We start from the raw sequence: 23,177 nt of genomic DNA on the forward strand, positions 1-23,177 counted from the left end.
TCTTCCCTTAGTAAAATCTCCTGTAGCAGTGTGCTATTGTCCACTTTGGCTTTATCATTTTGTGTTGAGGCTGCCACTCCCGTGGGTATGAAATACACCATTACTCGCGCCGAAAATGCTAACGATACTAAAAACGCCATGGCACTGCCGTATCTGTTTTCTACTGAAACGATGGGCTTAAATGTGGGTGTCGGTGGTGTAGTACAAGGCATTGGGCAAGAGCAGTTGGTGATTGGCGGAACCGCATGGGGAGGCGAAGAAAGCTACGGCATTTCCGCGGGGCTTTGGAACTATCGCCCTTGGTTTGCCAATCGCGCTTTTATTTCCGTATCTGGCATGTACGCCTATTTTCCTGATCAGCGCGCTTATACCATAGGCGCAGGTTCGTGGCCAAACGACAGTCCAAGGCCAGGCAGTTCAGGCTCAAGCCAAGATGATTATATCCAAGGGGACGGATTTTCAAACTGGCTAGATTTTAAAATAGAATACGTGCTACCCCTTGGCTCGGCCAAGCACTCTCCTACAGCCCATTATCACCTGCGCAATGGTTTATTAACCGATGGGCCAACTAGCACCTACTGGAACCCACTGGAAACCGGTTCTACCATATTATTGTTGCGTCAGTTTAATCGTTACCAATCGTATACCAACCCAGGCGAAGCCAAACAAGACGGCGATATGAACGCTTTTGAGCTTGGCATTCAATATGATAATACTGATTTTTCTCCCAACCCATCTATGGGTAGCCGCCAATATATCGGCTACACCTATGAAGGCACGCTTATCTCTCAAGACAGCAAATGGGATTTTGTCGAACTGGATATGAGTAAATACATCTCTATTGGTGAGAGCAACTGGGCACTGCAACGCATTATTGCCTTAAACTTTTGGACAGGTTATTCACCTTCTTGGAAAGTCACCGCGGTTGATTCACAAAATAGCCAAGTTGAAAACGCGCCGCCGTATAACGAGGGTGCATCGCTCGGTGGTTTATATAGAATGCGCGGATTTGATTCGAACCGCTTTCATGACAAAGCCAGTTTGTACGCCACCGCAGAATACCGATATACCTTACGCCACAATCCAATTAAAGACGTCTCTTGGCTGAAATTTCTAAATATTGATTGGTTCCAGTTAGTCGCCTTTGCCGAAGCGGGACAAGTTGCGCCAAGTTATGATTTGGGCGAGCTCACCTCAGACATGAAATTGGATGGTGGCTTTGCGGTGCGAGCACTAGCAGCAGGCTTAATTGTACGCTTAGATTATGCCATGTCCGAGGAAGGCTCTTACATGTGGTTTATGGTCAATCAGCCCTTTTAACTGCAAATTGACGCCAAGTTAACCAAAATAATGGCAGTAGATAGATAAGAGTAGAGCTCATATCTAAATAGGTATGATAGTGCTGATGATGCATTAACTGCAGATAAGCTAATAATGAGCCGATGGCGAGTATTCGTGCTCGCCACGCACTTTTAATGATAATGTGCACGACAAACACTAAAGCAATGCCGCTATGGGTGCTGTAATCTGCGCCAAACGCCGGCCAAATGCTGAAATAATCATCCAAAAACATTGAAATGTACACGACTGCGGTTGTGGCTAACAATGCTTTTATTTCAGCTTTTCTTGGATCTCCTGACGATAAATAAAGCAACTTCAAGCTAATAACAACTAGCACTGGTGTATAGATATCGGCAATCAGAGCCCACTGCTCAAAGCTAAGTTCGGGGATACTCACTACTCTTCACTCACCAAGCTCGACTATTGCAAAGGTTCAAGTTTAACGATCTTGGTGCGATCAAAGGTCACTCGATAACGTGCGGTGCGCTCTTTGATACCACCCGGCTCGGTTTTCTTTTCATGAATTTTCACTTCAATTCGACCACGACGAGAAATGCTCACTTTACGCGACTTATTGGATGTGGAGTACACATACATATCGCGATTTTCACTCGGGAAACAGCGCATAATAGGGCTAAGATCGACGGTGGTGCTGGTTTTTATCTTTTTAAAACCGTTGTATTCAAAGTTCTTTAAATTAACGATCTCTTTGAAAAACAGCGAGATATTCTCACGGTTTGCAATCGCCAATTTAGAGTTAGGTTGCGAGTTAAACCACGTCTCTCCCGAACCAATATCGGTTTTTTTATCCGGCTTACTAAAGGTAGACACCACACGCGGTTTTTTACGAATGATCTTATCAAACACCCAAGATTTAATGCTCTCTTTAAACACATCCCGCACCACATACAAGGCGGCGAATGCCAATACAAACTGCAAGTCAGTATCCAGCCCCATTAAACGAAACTGAAAAATCACCACACTGAAACCTAACATAATCAGGCCCGTGGCAATGGCAAGAGACAGATAACGCTCTTTCTCTCCCACTCGCTTACTGCTGCTGTGTACCCGAAGGGGCAACTCTAGCAATTTCTTTTGTAGGTCAGTTTGGTTAAAGATTCGAGTAAGCTTTTCTTGGTCTTCCGCTTCAATGCTTTTTACCGAGTAGATCCCTTCGTACATTTGCGTGATGCGATATTCATCTTCGGCTATGGAGAGTTGTGACAAATAATCACGGGCCACCGTTGCCCCTTTGATGTTTTGCACATACGCGGTTTGTCTTAGCAAATATTGCTCAAATTCATAAGAGAGAATGGCGTCTACTTTACGAAAGCGTTCAAACTTTTGGTCATCTTCTAATTTAAAACGACGGAATGAGGTCAAAATATTAGAGTGACCTTTTGCCTTGGCAATGATCTCTTCTACTGCTTGCTCTTCTTTTTCTTGGGTGGTCTTAAAAGAGCGTATCTCATTGATAAAGAGATACGCAAATAAGCTGATAGAGGTTTTGTACGACTCGTAAGGAAGCTGTTCTTTTTCCAGTATTTTGATGTACAACAGCATTAAGCTGATGCTTTTTCCTTTATGAAAGCGGCGCGTTTGAGTAAATGCGTTATCAAAGAAATCACCCGCAGAAAAAGTATCCCCAAGATCAATACTGCTTGGGATAACAAACTCAACCGTGGTTTCCGATTGTGAAGCGGCCGAGAGAGTTTGTTGTAACTCAATACTCTTTTTTGCCGTTATCTTCAAATCTAACATTTACTCAGCCATCCTTAATACCACTCACAAGACGTTACAGGGTTATAGTAACACCCTTCTAATTATATAGCGTAAGTCAATTTGCGGTATATAGATATTTGAATTACCTAATAAAAACGAAACTGATATTAACAGGTGTTTACAAGTACGCCGTTACTTCAGCCAAAACCACCACACGATAAACCCAATCAGTGCTATGCCTATTAGATTAACCATTAGCCTGATCTCCTTGTGTTATTGCTTGTGCTATCCCTTGTGAAGGCTCCTGTGTTTTCGGTGTAAACAACCTCAATCGATTGGCATTGCTGACCACAGTAATTGACGATAGCGACATCGCGACCCCTGCCACTATTGGGCTTAATAACACGCCAAACAGCGGATACAACACGCCCGCGGCAATAGGAATGCCCACCGAATTGTAGATAAATGCGCCCCATAGGTTTTGTTTGATATTACGCATAGTGGCTTTACTCACTTCAATAACCTGAGAGACGCCAAACAGCGAACCACGTATTAAGGTGATATCAGCGCTTTCAATGGCCACATCAGTGCCTTGCCCTATTGCAAATCCAACATTGGCCTTAGCCAGTGCTGGTGCATCATTAATGCCATCCCCCACCATTGCCACCACTAAACCTCGCTGTTGCAGGGTTTCAACCCATTGCAGTTTATCTTGCGGTAGCAGTTCGCCATGAAATTCATCTACGCCCGTTTGCTGCGCTACGGCTTTGGCGGTGTGCTCGTTATCACCGGTTAACATCATCACTTTAATGCCAAGCTGAGTTAATGCGGCAATCGCCGAAGCAGATTCACTTTTTATTGGGTCGCTAATCGAGAGTAAAGTGTGTAATTGCTTATCTATGGCAAAGTAAATCACAGTATGCGCCATGGCTTCCCACTGCTCGGCCTTTGTTGCAACATCGGAAATATCAACGCCTTGCTCTCGCATCAGTCTTTGATTGCCCAATAACAAACTGTGACCATCGATATTAGCGGTGACACCTCGCCCTGTTAGATTGACAAAATCAGCCACAGCTAAAGGCGCAATTTGCGATTTATGTTGCGCGCAATAGCTGACCACAGCGCTTGCTAATGGGTGGGTAGAGCCTTGCTCAAGCGCAGTCAGGTAGTCCAGAGTAAAGGGGGTTTCACGCACGTGCTCAACATTGGCAACACTGGGTTTGCCTTGGGTGATAGTGCCGGTTTTATCCAAAATCACCACATCTATGTTACTTGCCATTTGCAAAGCGTCGCCATTACGAATCAAACCGCCAAACTCGGCTGATTTACCAATGCCAATCATGGTTGAGATTGGCGTGGCAAGGCCAAGGGCGCACGGGCAAGCAATGATAAGTACCGAAGTAGCCGTGACCAACATGTTGATCACCGTTGGCGCAGGGCCAAAGTTGTACCACATGAGCGCAGTAATGATGGATAAGATCATCACCGTCGGTACAAACACGCTCGATACTTTATCCGCTAAATGACTGATAGCAGGTTTGGAGTTTTGCGCATTCGACACCATCTCGATAATTTGTGCCAACATAGTGTCGCTGCCCACTTTTGACGCTTGAATAGTCAGATTTTGCTCGCCATTAATAGTGCCTGCCGATACCGTATCTTTGATGGATTTCAGCACCGGAATCGGCTCACCGGTTAACATGGATTCATCGATTAAAGACTCGCCCTCAATAACCTGACCATCCACTGGAATTTTTTCGCCGGCGCGAATCAATACCAAATCGCCGATTTGCACCTCCTCCACGGGCAAGGTAATGGCTTTACCGTTTTTTATCACCAGCGCCGTTTTAGTGCGTAAATCCAGCAGACGTTTAATGGCTTGTGAGGTTCTGCCGCGCGCCTTTAATTCCAGCGCTTGCCCAAGATTAATCAAACCTATGATCATGGCCGAGGCTTCAAAATACAGATGACGGGCACTGTCAGGCAATAACGCAGGCATGAGCACTACCACAATGGAATACAGCCACGCGGAGCCTGTGCCTAAGGCAATTAAGGTATCCATGTTTGCGTTGCGATTTTTAAATGCCTTGCTTGCGCCAATAAAATAGTGTCGACCGCTAAACCAAAGCACCGCCAACGTCAGCAAACCTACCACGCCCCATGCCAGTTGTTGCTGCGTGGTATTCACAGTCATCGAACCGCCCAGCATGCCATACAGCATCAGAGGGACACCTAAGCTTAAACCGCCTATGGTGTGCCTGATTTTGTGTTGATATTCTTGTTGCTGCCTTTGCTCACGCTCAGATTCAGCGGCCGTTTCATCCACAATCACAGAGGCGCCATAGCCTGCGTTTTCTATAGTTTGTACAAGTTGAGACTCAGTTAATGAGGAATAAACGCTTGCGGTGCGGTTGGCAAAGTTAATGGTTACGGATTCATGCGCAGATTCAGTTGCAATAGCCGCATTCACCGCCTTTTCGATGCTTGCAACACAACTTGCGCAAGTCACGCCAAATAAGTTTAAACGCACTAACTGCGCGCTACTGTTCACCTGTTGCGGTGCAGCGCTGTTGCTATTGCCTTGTTCAATAGAAGTCTGCGTTTCATTGTGATTAGGCGCGTAACCGAGCTCAGTTAAGCTCGATGTAATTTGCTGAGGCGATAACAAACCGACCACTTCGATGCTTTGCTTGTCTAAATCAATGCTGACTTCAGCCAGTTCATCTAGCTCACGCAGCGCACCGGTAATTTTGCCTACGCATTTTTGACACGACACGTTTTGCACAGCGCCAACATAGGATGGCAATGTCCCTTGCTCAGCGGTAAAGCCTAGCGATTCAATGAGATTTATCGTTTCATCTAACGAAAGAGCGGTGCTCACTCGCGCTGATATATAGTCGGTATTGTGCTCGGTTTTATTGGCAACGGTGCTTGCAATGGCAAAGGTTTCATCGAGTGATTGTCCCTTTTTCGCTATTTTATTGATGCACCCTTGGCACGACACGCCAGCAAGACGCAGACTAAAATGACTCATGCGTTGTCGTCCTTAGTCCAAGACTCAATCAGGCAACAAATTGACTCTCCGGTCGGCGTGCCATCACTTAAACTTTCCCAACTAGCAAAGGTGGTTTTCAACATGCTGACATGTTGTTGCAGCCTTAAGATCTGCTGTTCGGTTTCAGTGATTTTTTCGGTCATCATTTGCCTTACTTGGGGGCAAGGAGAAGTTCCTTCCTCCGCTGACGCTAAAATAGCTTCAATCTCTTTTAACGCAAAACCTATCTCACGAGCTTGATGAATAAACTTTAAACGTTGCAAAGCGGCGCGGTCATATTCTTTGTAACCATTGTCGGGGTTTCGCGTCGCCACAATCAAACCTCGTTTGGTGTAGTAACGCACCGTATCCGGTGACACATTGGCTAATTTGGCAAGTTTTGAAGTAATCATTTTTCGTCTCTCATTGTTACTTTAAGCTTAGTGTAAAACCTAGGAGCAACACATAGGTCAAGCGATTATTTTGTTACGAGTGCGATCACGAAAATAATCACAAATATTGCGGCTACCAACTTCAAAAATAGTGACAATGAACGAGTACCGCCCGATGGCGCTTTATTACAACAACCCATAATCTGTTTCCTTTGTTTATGATTTCCCGTCACAGTCTAAAACCTGTGTGCTAGGCATAGGTCAAACAGTTTAACTCGCTGATTTGCTGTTATTTAATTTACATCACGACAAATGATATTAACCTTGACCAAAAAAGACCGTCTAAGCTATAACCAAAGGACAAGGTTTAGAGTAGTACAATGATTAAACGACATTATCACATCAATTTTTACGCCATTTTGGGGATGCTAGCTCTGCTAGTAGCCAGCATGACGCCGTCGTTTAATTCCCTTTCTCAGCACGCAATGCCGGCAAATGCAATAACGCAAGCGAATGTTGAAAGCGTACAATCGAGTCATGCTGCGCATTCAGCACAAGCTCACTGCGCCAACCATACCCATGTGAAGATGGGGCATGACTGTGTTGAGCACCTTTGCTCAGGACAAAGCTGTGGCACTGTGATCGATTTGAGCGCATCCCCTCTATTAGCTTTAACTTCTATTGCAAGTACCGACCCCTTGATGCGCAATAAATCGCAACTATTAAGTGCGCACCTGCAACAACCTATTCGTCCTCCTATTGTTTAGCGTTATCAATCAACACCAACCAAATAATGCTTAAAAAGCTGTTCTTAAACACAGCACATCTTAAACAAAACGTATCACCCGCCTATCTTGCGAGTAATACCACTGGAGTACACAATGAATACCTTTTTAAAAACAATGCGCACCACTTCCGTGCTTTCTGCCTCACTATTATTTACTGGCCTAAGCTACGCCAGCACTCAGTTCCAAATGTATAAATCCCCGAACTGCGGATGCTGTACCGAGTGGGCTGAAATCATGCAAAGCAAAGGCTATCAGGTGGAGGTTCATGAACAAAATCAATGGCATGAAATCAAGCAGCAACATTCGCTACCAAGCAAGTTGCAATCTTGTCATAGCGCTATTATCGACGGCTACTTAATTGAAGGTCATGTGCCAGAAAAAGAGATTACCAAGCTGCTCAAAGAGCGCCCAGCAGGCGTAAAAGGTTTAAGCGCTCCGGGGATGCCGATGCACTCACCGGGTATGGCAAAAGAAGGTGAAGCCTATAAAGATTTTCAGGTGATTGCCTTTTTAGAGGATGGCAGTACTCGCGTTTATGCTCAGTATTAACAAGCAACCTTAATGACTCTTCCCTCGAAATAATAAAGGCTCCTACTAAGGAGCCTTTACTGGGCAATCGCCACAAGTAGCCAAGCAATCACATTACAACGACGCTTTATAACCTAACATGTAGTTCAGCTTGCTAGTCTTGCGGGTCATTTTTTTGAATTCTTTATTATCAAAGCGATCAAATTGTCCCATTTCTTTAGCGCTTAGACCTGAACCACCTAGGTTGGTGGTATCTAGCGCTAGAATCACGTCAGCGGCTTGTTTTACCGCTTCCATGTAGCCTGTTTCAGTAGTGAGATCAAAGCGGTTGATGTCAAATACTGGCTTTAGCTCTTTTGCCCAGTAGAACTCTAGGAAAGGAACCGGTTGCTTAGGCTTGTTCCAGCTCACGTCACGTGAGTAGTACATTAGAGCGCGGTATGGGTCGTTAGCAAAGTTGCTCATGCCGAGTTGCTGTGGCAAGTCTGTGTGTGCAACTGGCTTGTTGTTAAGATCAAACAGCCATGCGTTTTTGTCGTTTTCTAGCTCTGCCCAAAACTCATCCATAGATTTTAGGTGGCGATAATCTTTTTCTACGATAACGTGCACTTTAAAATCACTACCGCCGCCAGACATATGAGTGAAGGTATTGAAAGTATGATGTCCATCCGTTAGGTAGATAGCGTTGTTTGGCGCAACTACGATGGTTTTCATGTCTTTACGCACATCACCAACGTTCTTTTCACATTCAAATGTGCTTGGGTCTGAAGGCTTAGAATTAGTATCAAAAGAAACCAGCCCTTTTTGACCATTTGCCTCACAGATTTCATCGAACTGCTTTTTAACGTCGTGTTGGTAACGCCCAAGCTTGTAATACACCTGATCATAACCAATTGATGGCTGAGTTGGCTTTAACTCGGAAAGTACAGCTTGATACACATCACCCTGCTTTACTTGTGAAATATCCTGTGCAAATACCGAGTGCATGCTGACAAGTGCGGTCAAAGCGATTAAAGACTTATTCAAACAATTCATTTTCTATCCATAACAATTGATCATTGAAAATACGTATAAGGCTAAATGCCTCAGCGCTAGTTATGGATATCTTAGGAACACTGCGTGACTGGCATATGACGAAGATATGTCACTTTTAATATGAACTTTTATTTATAACCACAAGTTAGGACTGATAATGAATTGTATTTTATGCCTCATCAGCCCTATGTTACCTTGATCACTCTTAAGCTAAAGCAGCGGTTACTCGCGGTATAAGGAAATAATGATTAGCACTTCAAAAGACACTCACAACGCAAAAAACGTTATCGACAAATTGATTACCACTTTCTCATTTGGTGCATTTTCACTTGATTACGTTGGTGCTTATTGATGCGCATTTTATTGTTAACAGGCCTTGCGATGATTGCCTTTGCCGCCAACTCATTGCTGTCTCGACTGGCTCTTATTGACGGCGCAGCGTCAGCGCAAGTCTTTACCTTAGTTCGCATCATGTCTGGCGCTGTGACCTTGAGTGTAATATTACTCTGCACTCAAGGCGTTAAAGGGTTTTATCAACAGTGGTCCTTGGGAATATGGTCTGGGGTGTGCTTATTTCTTTACGCTTTGCTGTTTTCTGTAGCGTATACCTCTCTCACTACAGGTACCGGAGCTTTAATTTTATTTGGCGCGGTGCAGTTTTCGTTATTAGGCGCACATTTATTTCGCGGACATCGCTTTAGCTCAATAGAATGGCTTGGAATTTTGCTCTCTTTTTCTGGGTTCGTATGGTTAGTTAACCCTTCTGCAGTAGGCTTTAGTTTTTGGCCGGTATTGAGCATGTTGTTGTCAGGGGTAAGTTGGGCTGGATTCACCTTATTAGGTCAACGTGCAAATGCAGCGCTCCCTGCGACTACCAAAGGGTTCATTATTGCATCAATCATCTCTCTTAGCCTGATTCCTTGGCTACTTTCACCCGATAATCTAATCCCACAAGGTCTACTGTATGGAGTGATATCTGGTGCACTCACCTCTGGCGTCGGCTATGTACTCTGGTACGCCGTAGTGCCGAAAATGAGCTTACTGAATGCCTCGTTATCTCAATTAACGGTACCGGCAATTGCTTTGCTAATGGGGGTCGTTTTTCTTAATGAAACACTCACATTGAGCGGACTGATGAGTATGATGCTAATCCTTGGCGGAATCGCACTGACTTTATATAAAAAATCCGCAAAGACAAATAACGCCAGCAGTTAAGGATGCAATGAGGTAACTGATAAACCTATAAAACAGCTTATAAAACATTCTATTTGAGTTGTGATGTATAATTTTCTAAACGGAGTGTATGTATTTATTGACACTTGTTTAATGTGTGATATTTATAAGTGATATTTAAAAATATTCACTAGGTAAATAAGCAAATGGAAAACACTACTCTTCCGTCTAGTTCTCCTTCTCGATTAGGAACGCTAGCCCGCTCGTTGGGTCCCGGTATCATGGCCGCCGCCGCTGCTGTCGGCGGTTCTCACTTAGTTGCATCCACCAAAGCCGGTGCGATTTACGGCTGGCAACTGGCTATTTTGATCTTGCTTGTTAACCTTTTAAAATACCCATTTTTTAAAGCAGGCGTTCAATATACCGTTGGCACAAAGACTAGCTTAGTTGAAGGCTATTTTAATTTGGGCAAACCTTACCTTATTTTATTTGCCCTATTGAGTGTGATCTCTTCTGTGGTCAACACCGCCGCTCTGCTAATGTTTAGCGCCAGTTTATTGGCCTATTTCATTCCATTTGACCTGTCGATGACCACATTGTCGATCATAGTGTTAGTCACTTGTTTAAGCATTTTATTTGTCGGGCACTACAAAGCATTAGACGCTTTATCAAAAATCATCATGGTGGTATTAACCATCACCACATTAATTGCAGTGGCGATAGCGTTTGGTAACCCTGTAACGCCAGAACCTGATTTTGTATCACCCTCACCTTGGACGCTTGCCGCAATTGGTTTTATTGTCGTGACTATGGGTTGGATGCCCGCCCCTATCGAAATATCGAGCCTAACGTCAATGTGGCTAAAAAGTCAGTGCAGAGATCAAGAGGTGACGCCAAAATCGGCACTGTTTGACTTTAACGTGGGTTATATTGGAACAGCAATCTTAGCCTTAGTATTTGTCTCTTTGGGCGCGCTATTGCTACATGGATCAGGTGTTGAACTGCAAGCCTCTGGGGTTGGTTTTTCTCATCAGCTAATTGGCCTATACGCGTCTACCATTGGCGAATGGTCACGCTACTTAGTGGCAGTCATTGCCTTCTTCTGCATCTTTGGTAGTACCATCACCGTGATTGATGGCTATTCACGCGTTATTACTGAATCTCAACGATTACTGCGTAAAGACCAAACCATTCATCCAATGACCAATCAAATTTGGATGCTAGTGGTGTCACTATCGGCTCTATTTATCGTAGTATTTTTGGCCAAAGCACTGCTACCAATGCTGAACTTTGCAATGGTACTGGCCTTTATTACAACGCCATTTTTCGCCCTGCTGAACTTTATTTTAGTTACGCGCACTCCGCTACCTGCCGAGCTTGCAGTAGGGCCAAAACTGAAAGCACTGTCCATTGTTGGACTTATCTATTTGTTTGGTTTCTTGGCTCTATTTGTGTGGTGGAAGTGGTTTATGTAAACCATTCTGCTGATAGCAAAAAAGGAATCATCACGATCAAGGCATAGCGCTTTGGTGGTAGTAATACTAAAGGGGTGCATTGAGCCCCTTTTTTATGCGAGTTAGGTTTTAAATTTGTGCTTTTTGTTTGTAATCAGGGAGTGTTGGTGAACTTATTGATGCCCCTCTCCTTGCTAGGGTAAAATATTATGCAAAAACAAAGACCTGACCCCGTAGATATTATGGCTTCCTTTAATCTTAGCGCTGAGCCAAATAGGATGGCACCAATTAAATAGTGATAGCCTAAGAAATTGTTCAATCAAAGTGTGGGTTATATAAGCGCCATGACGAATATTGCAATGTCAAATGAAATAGCGGTTCCAATAGAGGTAGGATTTTTCTGTTTGATAGCTGTAATGGCTTACCCTGATCTCTGTCTGTATAGACTCCCAAAATGTTAATTGCTCCACAACCGTTACCTTACCAATGCACTGTATTTATACACCGTTATGGCTCAAGTTAAGATAATTACTATGGAAAAGATGCATAAATCGTTTGTAATATATATAAAAGTGCTATACAGACCTCGTAAACACTTATGCATCTTTTGTATCTGCTAAGTTGTTATGTTTAACCCGTGCTTTTATTAAAAAACACATTTACAACAAACACTTACAAGTGATATTTTGAGGAAGAGGCTTACAAGAAAGTAGGAGGTTATCCTACTGCTAATTAATAAGCTGTTATGTTTCATCGAATTGGAAAGCTCTGCCACGAATAATCGACTTACGCCAATAAGGCGGACTCGTGACGGAAGACTATCCCGAAGTGTTGGCAAACACTCCGTAAGGTGGCCAATAGATGTGAATGGACTCGTTTTGTCGAACGAATACTCACACACAAAATCTAGTAACCACCAAAGAGCGATCACGTTATTAACGTAGTCACTCAGCGCTGATGTGGCTGCATTTTTAAGGCTCATGCCATGAAAAAGCAAACCACAGTTAAAGTAACTTTTAATGTTGCTTTGGTTATCCTAGCTGTTTCCGAACTTCTAGATACCTTGCACTTTATCGGTTTACTGTAAACCAAGTCCCCGGTGTTCATGCACCGGGGCAATTAAAACATAACAAGAAATTAAACAAGGACAAAAAACAGTTGGCTTTGTTCGTTCCTCACAAATTGTAGCTAACATAATTTTAGTCGCTTAAAACGACGTTACTTTCCCATGCCTAAGCTAATCCGCTATATACCAATTTAGTCATATAACTTACAAAGTTTTGTCCAGAAACGTGTTTCAACGGATGATGAAGACAACCAGTATGGTACTTTAATACTCAGTGGTAGCCCGATTCAGACTCGGTTGTAGAAATTAGTATGAATCCTTTTTGGGCTACGTATCACTTAGAACAGTACGAACAGGGTTACTTGACTGCTTTAGTAACTAACTTTATTACTCTCTCATAGTTGCGATGATTTTAAAGATACGCTAATAGAAGGTTAGTCAGAGGCACCCCCTCAAACCTAAATATCACAAGCAGTCTGGATAAGGACCGTCATTCTTGCCTATACCTGCAGACCGATTCATATTACCTATAAACGTCATTAATGACCTACCTAAAGTTTGCTTTATTCATCGAGACCGACGATTCGGTTAAAATGCGTACAGTTTAAATTACCCAAGGTCTTTTTAATGAACATTCTTAGCAAAGCTTCGCTGGGCTCATTAGCGCTCGGTGCATCAATGATATCTGTCATCGCAAACGCATCAACGTGGCGAACGGACGAGGGGGTATACGCCTCTACCTTTGCCAACCTCACTGACACCAAATATGACCGTGAGTTAAGTATTCATTTCATGCACTTTTATGATGATAACAGCATCATCGCATCTATAATGGTGCCGCAAAACGATATGGCAACACAGCAAATCTGCGGTCGTCATAGTCAACTTAGCGCCAATGAATATAAAGAGGTGAATGTTGGTCTCTCTAACGTGAACGGGCAAAGCATTAATATGGTGGCGGTGTGTAATGGTGCGCTACAGAGTGATTACAACCAAGAGAGCAAGACGACTAACTACGTCTATCGTTGGAACGTAGAGCTTCAACCTGAAACCCAAACTGGTATGAACTATATCACGCTTCAATTAGCGGAAGGGAAGGATCTGGATATAGCTATCGACATCATGGGTAGTGGTCGATTTACTGTGGCCAACGATAACTTTGTTGAGGCGTTCATACCGGTATGGGAAAAGACAAAAGCCCTTTAATTAAAAGAACGATCAATGTATCGCCCCTTTGGAAATATGAGTGAAACATCTATTAGAATATCCAGCAACTCGTTTTCAACGTGAAGTAAAAACCGATTATTCATTCACCGCACTGATCTTCGGATCCTGGTGTGATGCTCTACATGGTAACTTCAAGTGTGTCGCCGTTCGTTTAAGGTTGACGTTTTTGTATGTCATACTCGTCTGGCTATCAGGGTATGCAATTCCCAGGCTTCTTGCTGCCATACTTATCGTATGTAGTGATATAGCTGAACCTACGTAACAAGATCTTAATTACCTACTATGTCGTTCAGGGATGGCAATTGAGATGCGCCACTGCGTTTTCCTTTGCTGGATGTACTATCTGAATAGATAAAACGCCATTATATTGCTAGAGCTCCATTTGAAACACTTAGTTTAATGGTAATTTAGGTTCCGCGAATAAGTACGGATAGTGGTACGCCTCCTTCCATAGGCCCATCAGAGATGATGTTTGGCTTTGCCTAAGTAGAAGTGTTGGTATTTCAAATTTTTAATCCCTAATCGGTTTACCCCATAAAAAACGCCTCAATGAGTCTGCGTGACTATGCATTGAGGCGTTTGAGTGCATTTACAAGGCTAAAACGCAATGGCTTGCATCACAATTTTTTCTGTCCCATCCCAAATAAGATAACAAAAACCTATCTAGATACCTTTATGGTACTGCTGATTAACCGTTGGTGTTAACACGCTATGGACATTCCCCACCGCACCCTCTTCACCTTGCTTGAGTGCCTCTAAGAAGAGTTCGATTAACTGCCCTTTTGACACTGCCACTTGCGTTTCAGTTTGAATGTCTCGAAGATCAATCATCACATCGGTCAGCAAGTTAGGGAAATCTGCAAGTATTTCTAAGTTCAGCACATTGTGCTCACTGTAGATGCTATTGTGGCTACCTTTATGCTTTTGAATGACATACGGATTATCTTTGAGGTTGATAATAGACGTGCGTTTTTCACAGCGTTTTAAACAGCCTTTATTGACTTTGATTTTCTTACAGCCTTCGGTTTGTTGGAACAAACACTGACGACTGGTTAGCAAAGTATTCGGGTGATAAATGCTGTAGAAGGTTCTGAAGTTTTGTGGACGCTTTAACTGACGGATTTGCACTTTGCTCAATTCGTTAGAGATGAAGGCACCACTTGCGCCAAATTCTTGTTGCTGACAATGCATCGCAAATGAGTTTGAGGTATTCATGTGCGGGCCTGCCACCCATGCTAAATTCATCTGCTGCGCTTGATACGCTACACCTGCATTGTTGGTGATTAACATTTCAGGGCGCACAGCGGCTAAAAACTCTATTGATGCGGAGAAATCATCACCAATCAAAATGGCAGGGAAACAAGGTTTAAGCTGTGGGTGCTCAGTAAAGAGTGTGATCAGTTTCGCCAGCTCGGCCTTTACGCCCATTGGCATTTGGTAATACACGTCCACATCTGAATGAGACAGTAGGCTCACATCTTCTGACGATGAAATCAGCACTGAAAGATTTGCTACTGAATTTTCTGGTTGATGATGAGATAAAGTTAAAATCTTCGAGGTATCAATACCACTTTTTAACGTTGAACCATGTCCAGTTTCGGCGGTCACATCAAAGTCAGCGATTGCCTTAGCCACATGCTCAATGATTTGCGTTTTATCGTCGTAAAGCTTGGTTTTAACGCTGTTGACCTGCTCTTCTGAGGTGCATTGATACACTTTAGAGAAATGCGTAACCGCATTATCTCTTGGGTTATCAATGAACATGTTTTTGCCAAAGTTACCCTGCAAAAAGCCGTTCGAGAAATCGCGGTTAAATACGGTATACAGTTCAGTTTTATCGGTTAATAACGGCTCACCATCGCAAAATCTGTCTATCTGCTTGCGCCAATTATCCACCACAGTAAACACATAGTGAGATTTTTTAATGCGCCCTTCTACTTTCAATGAATACACACCAGCGTCAACCAGTGCTTCGAGATCGCCAAAGGCAGAGTTGTCTTTTAAGTTTAACGGGTAATGGCTGCCCATTTCTGTCGTTTGATACTGATCGCGACAAGGCTGACTGCATCGACCTCGGTTGCCAGATGCGCCGTTTCTTGCAGAACTGATGTAACACAGGCCAGAAAAACCAATGCAGTAAGAGCCGTGCACAAACACTTCCATCAATACATCGTGCTGCAAACCAAATTGCGCAAGATGTTTGATTTCTTGAATATTAAGCTCACGCGACAAATTCACGCGACTGGTGCCTAATTGATTCAGAAACAGTATTTGGCCTTCGTTGTGCGTGTTCAACTGCGTAGAAGCATGCACATCTAACTCAGGGAAGTGATGTTTAAGCAGGTAGGCTAAGCCTAAATCTTGTACGATAACGCCATCCACTTTTGTGGTATTCAGCTGACTGAGCAAACGCACAATAGCAGGCAATTCGCTCTCTAATATCAATACGTTAAGCGTGACAAAGATTTTACATTGATGCTGATGCGCCAGTTCAATTACACCATTTAGGTTATCTAAAGTCAGGTTTGTGGCTCTATTACGAGCGTTAAATCTGTCTAAACCACAATAAATTGCGTCTGCGCCGGCTGCGATTGCCGCTTTAATTGAATCTAGATCACCGCCAGGTGCCAATAGCTCGAACTGTTCTCTTTTCACAATGTATCCCCGAGAAAATTAGGCGCACATCTTACGTCATAAAATGGTAAAAGTAACCTTAGGTCACAGATTTCCAATTCACAATTGTGTCGAGTTAGCCCTCAAATGTCTGAATGACTTTTACAAGCATGTGATAATCATGGCATTATATGTACCTTGCTCATTTGTAGTACAAAAGTACAACTATGCGCTTTTTCCCGTCACACTTAACATTTTGCAGGCATTTATGGGACTTTTAGATCAGCTCGCTTTTTCCATCTCGGTAACTGGGCCTATCTGTTTAATCTTGGTTATGGGCGTTGTCCTAAAAAAGACATCCGTAATTAATGACGTATTTATACAGAGCGCATCCAACCTCGTCTTTAAAGTCACCTTACCGACCATGCTGTTTCTTAGCCTTGTGGAAGCTGATCATGACTTTGCCACCAGCGCCTCGTTAGTGGGCTTTACTGTGGGCAGTAGCTTGCTGTTTTTCGCTTTTTGTACTGCGTTAGTTGGCGTGATATTGAAAGGAAACAAAGACAACGGCGTTACCATACAAGGGGCATTTCGCTCGAATACAGGTATTATTGCCCTTGCCTACGTCGCTAATATTTACGGTAGCGATGGCGTTGCTACCGCAGCAATATACGTGGCGGCAACGACTCTACTTTATAACGTATTGGCGGTTATATCGTTAACACCGAAAGGTGAACAGTCAGGCAGTAGCGCAATAAAAGCCATGAGCAAAAGCATTACTAGCAACCCTTTGATCATCTCAATTATTGCAGGACTGCTCTACTCTGCTATTGGTTTGCCGATACCAAAGATTGCCTCAGACGCCGGTCACTACTTTGCTAGCATGACCTTACCTCTTGCCCTGCTTTGTACGGGCGGCTCATTGGATCTTAAATCACTACGAGCAGAAACCTTCGCCACTTGGCTTGCAACGGTAGTTAAACTGGTTGTTGCACCGATATTCAGCTGTTTGCTGGCTTACGCGCTAGGATTTCGCGCCGAAGCACTAGGCATCATCTTCTTTATGACCGCAGCGCCAACCGCCGCCGCCAGCTATATTATGGCTCGCTCAATGGGCGGAAATTCAACTCTGGCAGCCAATATTATTGCTCTAACCACTATCTTGTCGGTTATTACCACCACTATTGGTTTAGTGATTCTAAATAGCATGAATTTACTGTATTAATAGCGATACTTCACAGTAGAACTTAAATGAATAAAGGTCGCAGCTTATGCGGCCTTTGTTTCTTTCCCAACCAATAAAACTCTCATTGCTCATCACTTTCAGTTTGATTAATAGCATTAATCACTTTGCGCTTATTGCTGCGCCTTTAAACCCTTTTTCAAACTCTGCATAAACGTCTTAAAGTGCGGCATGAACTCAGAAAACAACGTATGTTTTCGATTCACCATCATTACAGGCCCAAGCAATCTCAGCGCCACACCCACTCTTGTCGCCTCCTCTAGAGTTAAGTCTGTACCCTTATTCATCATCGCCACCACATTAAACATATCTTCACGATCTTCGAATTCAAATTGCAATTTTTGCACTTCACCTTCTGCGGTAGTTTCTTCAATAGTTACGCTGTAGTGATGATCTTTTCTTGCTTTGCGAATCATAGATGACTTCCTTTAATTAAGTTGATAATGACAACTATAGTGATGTTAGTTGATTTAGTCAACCATTAATTAAACAGACAATAAAAAACCCCGACCAAATGATCGAGGTTCAAAATTAAATGGGGTTTTACCCTAGGATTTATTTTTTGTTATGAGAACGCCATTGTAAAGCTGCTATTGCCACAATAATTAAGCCCCCAATAATGCCTGTATTATAAAAATTCAATAAAAGCAATGGGATAGCAACTGCCGATGCTAAACGTTCGAGTTTACTTAACGAGTTAAACAAGTAACCTTCGATGGTGATTGCAATAGCGACAATTATCGCTAATGTCTGCGCTACGGATATAAATAAGGCAACTACACCCTCACCAGGGTTAACCAAATTTGTATAGGCCATCATAATAGGGATAACAAACAGACCGCCTGCCAGTTTAAATGCCTCAACTGACGACTTCATTGGATTGGCATTCGCTACCCCGGCCCCTGCAAATGCAGCTAAGGCAATAGGCGGCGTGACATTGGATGTTTGTGATAACCAAAATACGATCAAGTGCGCAGTTAAAATGGGTAATCCGAAATCTGTCAGCATAGGGACTGCCATCACTGCAAGAACAATATAAGCGGCGGTAACAGGCAAGCCCATTCCCAGAATCAAAGCCACGATACTGATTAATCCCAAGGCGATAATCATATAACCGCCCGAGAAATCCATCACAAATTGGGTAAATTGCAATCCAATCCCAGTTTGCCCTACAACGCCGACAATGATGCCTGCTGCGCCACAAGCCGCAGAAATAGGTAAAGCTAAAAGCGCACCGTTTTTCATGCCTTCAAAAAACTTTTTAAAACCAATCCGGCTATGCTTTCGCGTACTTGCCACCACTAGAATGGCAGCACAACCTGCCACGCCGACCAATAGCGGGGAATATGCCATCATCAACAAAGCAGTAATCAATACCAAAGGAATTAAATGATGCGCCCCATGCTTCATTACAGCGATGACTGCTTCTGTCTTACTTACCGCTTGTAAATTTAATTTACAGGCCATTAAGTGCACGTACAGCAATGTACAGAAGAAATACAGTATTGCAGGTGCAATCGAGGCGAACATAATGTCGCTATATGGCACACCCGTAAACTGGGCCATAACAAATGCGCCAGCGCCCATAATCGGAGGCATAATTTGCCCACCCGTTGAAGCCGCCGCTTCGATCCCCGCAGCTTGCTCTGGCTTGTATCCCAACTTCTTCATCATGGGAATAGTAATAGAGCCTGTGGTTACCGTATTAGCAATAGCGGAGCCCGAAATAGAACCTAAGCCTGCCGATGCAAGCACTGCCGCCTTTGCTGGGCCTCCTCGATATTTGCCCGCAATGGCAAATGCCAGATCGATAAAGAATTTACCCGCCCCTGTGACTTCAAGAAAAGCGCCAAATAATACAAAAATAAAGACTGTGGTTGCGGCAATACCCAATGCAGAGCCAAACACGCCATTAGCTGAAAATATCTGAAATTGAATCAGCTCTTGTAAGGTATAAGCCTTTATTGAAACAGCACTGGGCAACAGATCGCCAAACATGCTGTAACTTAAAAATGCTAGGGCAATAAAGACCATCACCCAGCCCACAGTTCGGCGACACCCTTCCATGAGCAGTGCAATTAACACCCCGCCGGCAAACATATCTGCGGCTTGCAACCCATAAAATAAGTAGTTGATGTCGTTGTAATCAAACACAGACATCCGATATCCCGCAAACACGACCAGCAAGCAGAGGATGACATCTATGGTTCGCCCTACTAGATAAAACTTATTACGGCGATTTGAAATAAGCGGAAAATGTAAGAATATCAGCACTAACACCCAACATAGGTGTATCGGTCTAAAATAGGTAGCGGAAATCGTTGAGCTTATTCCTTGCCAAATTTGAAAGATCGAAAGTGATACCGCAAACAACAAAATGGAATAGCCAAAAAATGTCGTCACTCTTTCGTAAGGTAAATTGGCAGCAAGATCTTGCGTCTTTTTATTATCAGTTACATTCATAACAACACCTGAAATATGAACGAAAAATGTGAAGCACAAAAAAAGCAAGCATGAAACTATGCTTGCCTTCTAGTTAAGTAGTTCTATTTAGAAATAGAATCTAAGTATTTTTTAGCACCTGGATGCAAAGGTACACCTTGTAGGCGAGCAGCGTTTTCAGGCGTGGTCATTTCCGCCATTTTCACCACTTTTCTAATATCTCCAATGTGTTCATAAGCAGATTTAGTTAAGTTATACGCCATATCGTCACTCATATTGGCATTCACCACTAATACATTCCAAACGCTTAATGTCGACACTGCACCTACATTGTTATAAACGTCTGCAGGGATACTGTAAGCGCTATAAGCCGGATTTGCCTCAATGAAAGCTTTACTTTCATCAGCAGTAATCGAAAGGATCTTGATCTTATGCGTCAACGCAACCTGCGTAACTGCGCCAACACCTTGCCCACCGACAATGAATCCAGCATCAATTTGACCATTGGCGAGCGCGTTCGTTGTCTCTGAATAGTTTAAATACACCGCTTTGATGTCTTTTTTAACATCAATTCCAATAGACTCAAGTAACGCAGCAGAGGTTACCGCTGTACCACTGCCAGGCGCACCTAGAGAGATACGTTTGCCTTTCAAATCCGCTAAAGAATTGATACCCGATTTTTCTAAGGTCAATGTGTGCACAAGGTTTGGGTATAATGCGAACAGCGTGTTCACTGGCATTTTCGCAGGGAACTTGCCTTGACCATTGTAGGCATCAAGTACAACGTTACCCATCGCAATACCGGCAATCATATCGCCACGAACCACTTTAATGGTGTTTTCAACAGAAGCGGCTGTGACTTCTGCTTTAGCATTCACTTCCGGTACGTTTTCTGACCATACTTTCGCCAAAGCACCGCCAAATGGGTAATAAATACCACTTTGACCGCCGGTGCCAATTGAATAGTTTGCTGCATTTACCGATAACGATAATAAGCATGCCATAACCAATATTAAGCTACGATTTATCACATCTATCTCCTTGATTATTAATCTAGATGGCTGGGTGGATTTGACACAAAACCACCAAACTAGATGCACAAGCATTACTAGTAGTCTTAAACAAGTCAAAGTAATGTTCGGCTGATTGTGATGTCAGTGTTACAAATGCGTGATTAAATTTGATATTTTAGAAGCATGCGATTTTATTCGTAACTCGCATTTCTTTTGTTCAATGCCTAATAAAAATGCACAGCTTGCTTAAAGCAGACCAACGTATAACGACCTGTATCAACCCAGAATATCCAACTAATATTTATATTCCCCCTAGGGTCTGTGTTAAGGTGCACGCTCACTCACACTTAGTAACCCACTCCATTAGGAATTATTTTGACTAATAACGATATTTTACGCCGTATTCGCTATACCTTTGACCTTAAAGACGCTGACATGATTAATGTGTTTGCTGCCGCTGATCTTGAGGTTACACGATCTCAAGTGAGTAACTGGCTAAAGAGAGAGGAAGACGAACAGTTTTGTAAGATCATCGACAAAGAATTGGCTATTTTCCTAAACGGATTTATCAATATCAAACGTGGTAAACGTGAAGGTGAGCAACCTAAGCCTGAGTCTCGCTTAACCAATAATATGGTTTTCATGAAACTACGTATTGCGTTAAACATGAAGGCAGATGATATTTTAGACACACTAAAAGTGGCGGACTTGAATGTGAGCAAGCACGAGCTAAGCGCGTTTTTCCGTAAACCTGAAAACAAGCATTACCGCGAGTGCAAAGACCAAATCCTACGCAACTTTTTAACGGGCGTGCAACTGCAACTTCGCCCAACAGATACCGAAAACGATTAATTGATACAGACCGATAAGATAATGACTATGCCGTACTCCAATTTGCCACTTTGTTCTGAGATTAGCACTCTTTTAGCCGCTAACTTTAAGACGTTAACCGAAGTTCAACAACTTGCTATCCCCTCTCTATTGGAAAAACAAGATGTATTAGCGATAGCGCAAACAGGCAGTGGTAAAACGTTAGCGTACGGTATCGCCTTACTTGAGCAAGTGCGTTTGAGCCCTTGTACGACCCAAGCCATTGTATTAGTGCCAACACGCGAGCTTGCCCAGCAGGTCAGTGAATCTTTATTGCCGTATGCTAATGCTACAGACGTCAGCGCTATCTCTCTTTGTGGTGGCATAGACAAAGACATTCAGAAGCAGCAGTTATTGCTATCACCGGAGATTTTGGTGGCAACCCCAGGTCGTCTGCTTGATTTGTTGCTTGATAAAGCCATCGATGTGAGCCGTTTACACACTTTAGTGTTAGATGAAGCTGACCGATTATTGGATATGGGGTTTTGGCCTGATATTCAAAAAATCATTGAATTGCTACCGTCAAAACATCAAACCGCCATGTTCTCAGCGACTTTCTCTAGCGAGTTGCAAACACAAGCGGCGCCATTATTGAGCGAACCAAAACGCATTCAAACCACAGTGACCAATAGTTTGGTAGAAGGCATTGAAGAAACCTTATATTTGGTCAATAAAGGCAGCAAAGCCAACGCGCTTATTTCTGAATTAAAGAAAAACAATTGGCCGCAAGTGCTGGTGTTTATTGACGCTAAAGATAACGCCGATGCGCTTTGCAAAAAGCTCAATAAAGCCGGCATTGTCGCTGCGGCTTTGCATGGCAATAAATCTCAGCAAGAGCGTGAAGCAACTCTAGAACAGTTTAAACAAAAACAAGTGAACGTCCTTATTGCGACCGACTTACTGGCGCGTGGCATTCATATCGAGCACTTACCTGTGGTTATTAATGTTGAACTGCCGTCACATGCTGAAGCTTATGTACATCGCATTGGGCGTACTGCGCGAGCTGGCGAGCAAGGCACTGCAATTTCATTGGTGTGTCATGGTGAAACTGAGTATTTAAGCGCGATTCGTCAACTTACCCAGCGAGAGTTGGCACTGCAAGAGCTTGAAGGTTTCCCTGTTACGGATAAGCCCTCTTCAGGTCAGAGCAAGCGAGCGCCTAGAGATAAAAAAGCGAACCGCCGTACTCAAGCAAAGAAAAGCATCAAGCAGTTTAAAAGTAATACCCATCACACT

General features: G+C 43.3%; 18 protein-coding genes. 9 read left to right on the forward strand and 9 right to left on the reverse strand.

Going from position 1 to position 23,177, the window contains the following annotated elements:
- The first annotated feature begins 87 nt into the window (after positions 1-87).
- Positions 88-1,320, forward strand: coding sequence for a BamA/TamA family outer membrane protein (locus tag VHA01S_RS04795; protein ID WP_052029576.1), 1,233 nt, complete (start codon positions 88-90; stop codon positions 1,318-1,320).
- Here the strand turns inward: VHA01S_RS04795 and VHA01S_RS04800 are convergent.
- From VHA01S_RS04800 to VHA01S_RS04815, 4 genes are all read right to left on the reverse strand, one after another.
- Positions 1,304-1,738: a hypothetical protein gene (locus VHA01S_RS04800; protein ID WP_023403226.1), complete on the reverse strand. Its 435-nt coding sequence runs from the start codon at positions 1,736-1,738 to the stop codon at positions 1,304-1,306. The genes VHA01S_RS04795 and VHA01S_RS04800 overlap by 17 nt on opposite strands.
- A 23-nt stretch (positions 1,739-1,761) precedes the next feature.
- On the reverse strand, positions 1,762-3,102 hold the full coding sequence (locus VHA01S_RS04805) for a hypothetical protein (RefSeq protein WP_023403227.1): 1,341 nt from the start codon (positions 3,100-3,102) through the stop codon (positions 1,762-1,764).
- Positions 3,103-3,310: 208 nt separating this feature from the next.
- The gene (locus tag VHA01S_RS04810) at positions 3,311-6,097 is read right to left on the reverse strand and encodes a heavy metal translocating P-type ATPase (protein ID WP_023403228.1); all 2,787 of its coding nucleotides are present in this window, start codon (positions 6,095-6,097) and stop codon (positions 3,311-3,313) included.
- Positions 6,094-6,510 (reverse strand): MerR family transcriptional regulator, encoded by a 417-nt coding sequence (locus VHA01S_RS04815; RefSeq protein ID WP_021712814.1) that lies wholly within the window; start codon positions 6,508-6,510, stop codon positions 6,094-6,096. The genes VHA01S_RS04810 and VHA01S_RS04815 overlap by 4 nt, the downstream gene beginning before the upstream one ends.
- A 359-nt stretch (positions 6,511-6,869) precedes the next feature.
- On the opposite strand from VHA01S_RS04815, the gene VHA01S_RS04820 reads away from it, so the two are divergent.
- Positions 6,870-7,256 (forward strand): hypothetical protein, encoded by a 387-nt coding sequence (locus VHA01S_RS04820; protein ID WP_023403229.1) that lies wholly within the window; start codon positions 6,870-6,872, stop codon positions 7,254-7,256.
- Between the two features lie 114 nt (positions 7,257-7,370).
- Positions 7,371-7,826 (forward strand): DUF411 domain-containing protein, encoded by a 456-nt coding sequence (locus VHA01S_RS04825; protein WP_023403230.1) that lies wholly within the window; start codon positions 7,371-7,373, stop codon positions 7,824-7,826.
- Between the two features lie 93 nt (positions 7,827-7,919).
- Here VHA01S_RS04825 and VHA01S_RS04830 read toward each other — a convergent pair whose 3' ends face one another.
- Positions 7,920-8,840, reverse strand: a complete 921-nt coding sequence (locus VHA01S_RS04830) for a ParB/Srx family N-terminal domain-containing protein (RefSeq protein WP_039970170.1) — start codon at positions 8,838-8,840, stop codon at positions 7,920-7,922.
- A gap of 351 nt (positions 8,841-9,191) precedes the next feature.
- Here VHA01S_RS04830 and VHA01S_RS04835 point away from each other — a divergent pair, with 351 nt between their 5' ends.
- The 3 genes from VHA01S_RS04835 (at position 9,192) to VHA01S_RS04845 (ending at position 13,739) form a co-directional block, all read left to right on the forward strand.
- Positions 9,192-10,055: a DMT family transporter gene (locus VHA01S_RS04835; RefSeq protein ID WP_039970172.1), complete on the forward strand. Its 864-nt coding sequence runs from the start codon at positions 9,192-9,194 to the stop codon at positions 10,053-10,055.
- Between the two features lie 164 nt (positions 10,056-10,219).
- Positions 10,220-11,488 carry an NRAMP family divalent metal transporter gene (locus tag VHA01S_RS04840; protein WP_023403233.1) on the forward strand — a complete coding sequence of 423 codons (1,269 nt, stop codon included), beginning with the start codon at positions 10,220-10,222 and terminating at the stop codon, positions 11,486-11,488.
- Between the two features lie 1,672 nt (positions 11,489-13,160).
- Positions 13,161-13,739 carry a hypothetical protein gene (locus VHA01S_RS04845; protein ID WP_023403234.1) on the forward strand — a complete coding sequence of 193 codons (579 nt, stop codon included), beginning with the start codon at positions 13,161-13,163 and terminating at the stop codon, positions 13,737-13,739.
- Between the two features lie 684 nt (positions 13,740-14,423).
- Here the strand turns inward: VHA01S_RS04845 and VHA01S_RS04850 are convergent.
- Complete coding sequence (locus VHA01S_RS04850; protein ID WP_023403235.1) at positions 14,424-16,415, reverse strand: peptidase U32 family protein; 1,992 nt, start codon at positions 16,413-16,415, stop codon at positions 14,424-14,426.
- A gap of 226 nt (positions 16,416-16,641) precedes the next feature.
- Between VHA01S_RS04850 and VHA01S_RS04855 the strand changes: the two genes are divergently transcribed.
- Positions 16,642-17,598, forward strand: a complete 957-nt coding sequence (locus VHA01S_RS04855) for an AEC family transporter (protein ID WP_039970185.1) — start codon at positions 16,642-16,644, stop codon at positions 17,596-17,598.
- 131 nt (positions 17,599-17,729) lie between these two features.
- Here VHA01S_RS04855 and VHA01S_RS04860 read toward each other — a convergent pair whose 3' ends face one another.
- From VHA01S_RS04860 to VHA01S_RS04870, 3 genes are all read right to left on the reverse strand, one after another.
- Entirely contained in the window at positions 17,730-18,032 is a 303-nt protein-coding gene (locus VHA01S_RS04860; protein ID WP_023403237.1) for a DUF3861 domain-containing protein, read from the reverse strand.
- A 139-nt stretch (positions 18,033-18,171) separates the two neighbouring features.
- Complete coding sequence (locus VHA01S_RS04865; RefSeq protein ID WP_023403238.1) at positions 18,172-20,079, reverse strand: TRAP transporter permease; 1,908 nt, start codon at positions 20,077-20,079, stop codon at positions 18,172-18,174.
- Positions 20,080-20,162: 83 nt separating this feature from the next.
- On the reverse strand, positions 20,163-21,062 hold the full coding sequence (locus VHA01S_RS04870) for a TAXI family TRAP transporter solute-binding subunit (protein WP_119006013.1): 900 nt from the start codon (positions 21,060-21,062) through the stop codon (positions 20,163-20,165).
- A gap of 384 nt (positions 21,063-21,446) precedes the next feature.
- Here VHA01S_RS04870 and VHA01S_RS04875 point away from each other — a divergent pair, with 384 nt between their 5' ends.
- Together VHA01S_RS04875 and VHA01S_RS04880 are read left to right on the forward strand one after the other, a co-directional pair.
- Positions 21,447-21,923 (forward strand): YehS family protein, encoded by a 477-nt coding sequence (locus tag VHA01S_RS04875; protein WP_023403240.1) that lies wholly within the window; start codon positions 21,447-21,449, stop codon positions 21,921-21,923.
- A gap of 27 nt (positions 21,924-21,950) precedes the next feature.
- Positions 21,951-23,177 (forward strand): DEAD/DEAH box helicase (locus tag VHA01S_RS04880; RefSeq protein WP_023403241.1); only part of this gene is annotated, 1,227 nt, incomplete at its 3' end.

Source organism: Vibrio halioticoli NBRC 102217 (assembly GCF_000496695.1).
Classification (GTDB): Bacteria; Pseudomonadota; Gammaproteobacteria; order Enterobacterales; family Vibrionaceae; genus Vibrio; species Vibrio halioticoli.

Bases quoted from the DNA above. Each gene is read 5' to 3' on its own strand.
- VHA01S_RS04795 (WP_052029576.1), top strand. From the start codon at position 88: ATGAAATACACCATTACTCGCGCCGAAAATGCTAACGATACTAAAAAC.
- VHA01S_RS04805 (WP_023403227.1), bottom strand. From the start codon at position 3,102: ATGTTAGATTTGAAGATAACGGCAAAAAAGAGTATTGAGTTACAACAA.
- VHA01S_RS04810 (WP_023403228.1), bottom strand. From the start codon at position 6,097: ATGAGTCATTTTAGTCTGCGTCTTGCTGGCGTGTCGTGCCAAGGGTGC.
- VHA01S_RS04815 (WP_021712814.1), bottom strand. From the start codon at position 6,510: ATGATTACTTCAAAACTTGCCAAATTAGCCAATGTGTCACCGGATACG.
- VHA01S_RS04820 (WP_023403229.1), top strand. From the start codon at position 6,870: ATGATTAAACGACATTATCACATCAATTTTTACGCCATTTTGGGGATG.
- VHA01S_RS04825 (WP_023403230.1), top strand. From the start codon at position 7,371: ATGAATACCTTTTTAAAAACAATGCGCACCACTTCCGTGCTTTCTGCC.
- VHA01S_RS04830 (WP_039970170.1), bottom strand. From the start codon at position 8,840: ATGAATTGTTTGAATAAGTCTTTAATCGCTTTGACCGCACTTGTCAGC.
- VHA01S_RS04835 (WP_039970172.1), top strand. From the start codon at position 9,192: ATGCGCATTTTATTGTTAACAGGCCTTGCGATGATTGCCTTTGCCGCC.
- VHA01S_RS04840 (WP_023403233.1), top strand. From the start codon at position 10,220: ATGGAAAACACTACTCTTCCGTCTAGTTCTCCTTCTCGATTAGGAACG.
- VHA01S_RS04845 (WP_023403234.1), top strand. From the start codon at position 13,161: ATGAACATTCTTAGCAAAGCTTCGCTGGGCTCATTAGCGCTCGGTGCA.
- VHA01S_RS04855 (WP_039970185.1), top strand. From the start codon at position 16,642: ATGGGACTTTTAGATCAGCTCGCTTTTTCCATCTCGGTAACTGGGCCT.
- VHA01S_RS04860 (WP_023403237.1), bottom strand. From the start codon at position 18,032: ATGATTCGCAAAGCAAGAAAAGATCATCACTACAGCGTAACTATTGAA.
- VHA01S_RS04865 (WP_023403238.1), bottom strand. From the start codon at position 20,079: ATGAATGTAACTGATAATAAAAAGACGCAAGATCTTGCTGCCAATTTA.
- VHA01S_RS04870 (WP_119006013.1), bottom strand. From the start codon at position 21,062: ATGGCATGCTTATTATCGTTATCGGTAAATGCAGCAAACTATTCAATT.